This window comes from uncultured Leptotrichia sp., assembly GCF_938036635.1.
Classification (GTDB): Bacteria; Fusobacteriota; Fusobacteriia; order Fusobacteriales; family Leptotrichiaceae; genus Leptotrichia; species Leptotrichia hongkongensis.
In genome coordinates this window covers 1-3,716 of sequence record NZ_CALHQO010000557.1, presented here as the reverse complement: position 1 = coordinate 3,716, position 3,716 = coordinate 1, and the positions used below count along the sequence as shown (strand labels likewise).

At 33.9% G+C, this 3,716-nt stretch carries 3 protein-coding genes; all 3 read right to left on the bottom strand.

The window, feature by feature from the left end:
- A partial coding sequence (purD, locus tag Q0370_RS11220; RefSeq protein WP_299575752.1) for a phosphoribosylamine--glycine ligase occupies positions 1 to 952 on the bottom strand: 952 nt, incomplete at its 3' end.
- A 190-nt stretch (positions 953 to 1,142) separates the two neighbouring features.
- Positions 1,143 to 2,279, bottom strand: coding sequence for a glycerate kinase (locus tag Q0370_RS11215; protein WP_299575750.1), 1,137 nt, complete (start codon positions 2,277 to 2,279; stop codon positions 1,143 to 1,145).
- A 14-nt stretch (positions 2,280 to 2,293) separates the two neighbouring features.
- Entirely contained in the window at positions 2,294 to 3,451 is a 1,158-nt protein-coding gene (locus Q0370_RS11210; RefSeq protein WP_299575748.1) for a Na+/H+ antiporter NhaC family protein, read from the bottom strand.
- Positions 3,452 to 3,716 lie beyond the last annotated feature (265 nt).

Sequence of the window (3,716 nt, the reverse complement as noted above, 5' to 3'; positions counted from 1 at the left end):
ATAATTTTTTATCAAAGGATTTTTCTATTAACTCAAGCAAGTCATTTTCCAGAAGCGGCAATACCGCCTGAGTTTCTGGATCTCCCATTCTCATATTGTATTCAAGCAGGTAAACACCTTTTTTAGTAATCATCAGCCCAAAGAAAATTACTCCCGCAAAGTCCATTCCTTCAGACTGCATTCCCTTCAAAGTCGGATCCATTATATCTGACTTAAATTTTTCAAAAATTTCATCCGTAACAAAAGGATTTGGACTAATAACTCCCATTCCTCCTGTATTTAATCCAGTTTCATCTTCCCCAATCTTTTTATGATCCTTTGCTGACAATAGCGGTACAATTACTTTACTATCTGTAAATGATAAAATTGAAGCCTCTACTCCATCCAGAAATTCTTCAATTACAACCTGATTTCCAGCATTTCCAAATTTCTCATCAACCATTATATCTTCCACAGCCTTAATAGCTTCATTTAGATTTTGAGCAATAATAACACCTTTCCCAGCTGCAAGCCCGCTAGCCTTTATAACCACAGGAAAATCTTTCCAGTTATTCAAAAATTTCTTAGCTTTTTCAGAATTATCAAAAATTTCATAAACTGCTGTCTTTATCCCATATTTTTTCATAAAATCCTTAGAATAAGCCTTACTTCCCTCAAGAATCGCAGCCTTTTTATCAGGCCCAAATATTTTCAGTCCATTTTTATGAAATTCATCCACAATCCCCTGAACAAGCAATTCTTCACTTCCCACGACTGTCAATTCCACATTATTGTCTTTTGCAAATGAAATATACTCATCGATTGATCCTAAATTAACACTTTCAGCATTTGGTAACATTTCTACACAAGCATTTCCTGGAGCTATAAATATTTTTTCCACCTTTTCATTTTGAGAAAGTTTCCAAGCAATTGCATGCTCTCTTCCGCCAGCACCTACAATCAATATTTTCATCATTTCCTCCTTCAGCATTTCTAAATTTTTGACTAACCTTTTTTCTCGCATCTTTTGAATATATTTTAGCACATTTTTTGGTAATATTAAATGCAGAAAGTTGAAAATTCTTTATGAAAATCATTTTTACCTAAACCTCAATGTTATTTAACTTTATGAATTATATTGAGAAGTTTAGGTAATTTATATATTATTTTATTTTTATTGATTTTAATGCTCCAAAAATATTTCTTACTGTGTTTTCAACATTTACACTTCCTGAAATTAATGCAGTTTCAAGAGTTCTGACTCCAGGCATAATGGAAAATATAGCATCAAAGCCATTATCATACAAAATTTCGTAGCCATTTCCTAGATTTCCAGCTATTCCAATTACTGGAATATTGTATTTTTTAGCAAGTTCTGCAACTCCAAAAGGTGTTTTTCCATAAATTGTCTGTTTATCCATTCCACCTTCTCCAGTTATTACCAAATCCGCATCTTTCAGTTTTTCCTCAAGATCAACAGTATCAATAACTATTTCTACACCTTTTTTCAATATTCCTCCTAGAGTCAACAATCCTGCACCAAGACCTCCAGCAGCCCCTGCACCAGGAACATTGTTTATTTCCATATTCAAGTCTCTTTTGACAATTTTTGAATAATGTAGCAGATTGTTATCCAAAACTTCCACCATTTGAGGAGTTGCACCTTTTTGAGGACCAAATACGTATGCTGATCCGTTTTTACCAGTTAACGGGTTTGAAACATCACACGCAACTAAGATTTCTACCTTTCTTAATCTTTCGTCTAAATTTGAAAAATCTATTTTGGCTAATTTTCCTAGTTCAAATCCACCGAATCCAATTTCTCTTCCATTTTCATCCATCAATTTAGCACCTAACGCCTGAAGCATTCCAGCTCCGCCATCTGTTGTAGCACTTCCACCTATTCCTAAAATAATTCTTTCCACATCGTGATCTAAGGCCTTTAACATTAACTGCCCTGTACCATAGGTTGTTGTTATATATGGATCTCTTTTTTCTTTTGGTATCAGTTCTATACCGCTCGTTGAAGCCATCTCAATTATAGCAATATTCTTATCTCCTAATATTCCATATCTTGAAATAATTTTTTCTCCAATCGGATTTAAGGTTTCTTCATTGTAAATTTTACCATTTGTTGCATCTATTAGAGATTCTAATGTACCTTCTCCACCATCAGCCATAGGAACTTTTACTATTTCCCATTCTGGAAATATTGATAAAATTCCCCTTTCCGCACAATCGCATACTTCTTTTGCTGACATGCTTTCTTTAAATGAATCTGGTGCTATTACTACTTTCATTTTTGCCTCCCAATCTATAGTCCAAAAATTCCAAACAATATTGTTGAAACCACAGTCAATACAAATCCTATCAAACTTTCAAATGGTATTAATAAAAGTCTGTCTTTTATTTCCATATTAACTGCTCCACCAGTAGCATGGAAAAAGCTTCCATGTGGCAAGTGATCCAAAACTGTCGCTCCACTATGAATCATCGCAGCCGCATTTAATGGCTTAACACCCAGTGAAATCATTGATGGTCCAAATACCTTGCTTGCTACAGCAGTACCTGATGTTGTAGAGGCTGTGGCAGCAGACATCAATATTCCTGAAAGCGGTGCTAATAAGAATGCAGGTGCACCCGTTGAACTTAATAATGCTGTAATTATATCCTTGATATTTGAATTTGAGATTATTCCTGCTAAAGTTCCTGTTCCTATCAATATTATTGCTACCATTATCATTTTACTTAATCCTAACTTGCAGTATTCATTTATATTCTTAATTTTTCCCATAGCAATACATCCTATTAAACCACCTACTGGCAATGCAACTAACGGATCTATAACTACATTTGCAATTGGACGTAAAGCAAGCAGCAAGATTGCAAAAACTGGTCCTATTATTGATGCTGTAAAAGAAGGCTTTTCTTTTATTTCAGTTCCAACTTCTATATCAGAATCAACTATTTTAACACCTTTTCGTGTTAATGAACTTGCAATAATTACTGTAATTACTATCCCAACTATCGATGGAATAATTCCTGCGAACATTACCGAAGTTAAGGGAATATTAAATGATTCTGATGCCGCTATTGCATTTGGATTTGGAGAAATTATATTTCCACATTTTCCTCCACCAATCATGGCGATTAATATTGAAGTTTTTGATATGTTTACTCTTTTGGCTAAAGCTAAGGCTATTGGTGATACAGTAATTACTGCAATATCTATAAATACACCTACAGCTGTTAAAATAAATGTTGATATGACTAATGCAAATATCGCTTTATTCTCCCCCATTTTGTCAACTATTGTCTCTGCTATCTTATTAGCTGCTCCTGTTTCTATAAGTACCCCTGCAAGAACTCCTGCTGTAACAATCCTCAAAATAGCAGGCATCATTCCTTGAGCACCCTTAATCATAAAACTTACAGTATCTGTCAATCCTGCGCCACCTAGCAATCCTCCCAAAAGAGAACCTATTGATTGTAGTGATCTCTTTGAAGCAAGCGATGCAAAAGAACGAATTCTCGTCTATTCAGTCAATTTGTTTTAGTGTAGTAATTTAATACTTTTATAATGAAATAATTTAAGACCTTTAAAGACATTTATGTAACTTAAATAACCTTGGTTTGAATAGTGCTTTAGTAGTATGAAATGCATACTATTTGGAACGTATTCAAATTGAGGTTTTATTCTATTTTTAAGGAACTTTTACACATATTATTAAGGAAAA

What these genes read in the sequence shown, in the direction of transcription:
- Q0370_RS11215 (WP_299575750.1), bottom strand. Translation starts at nt 2,279, where the DNA reads ATGAAAGTAGTAATAGCACCAGATTCATTTAAAGAAAGCATGTCAGCA.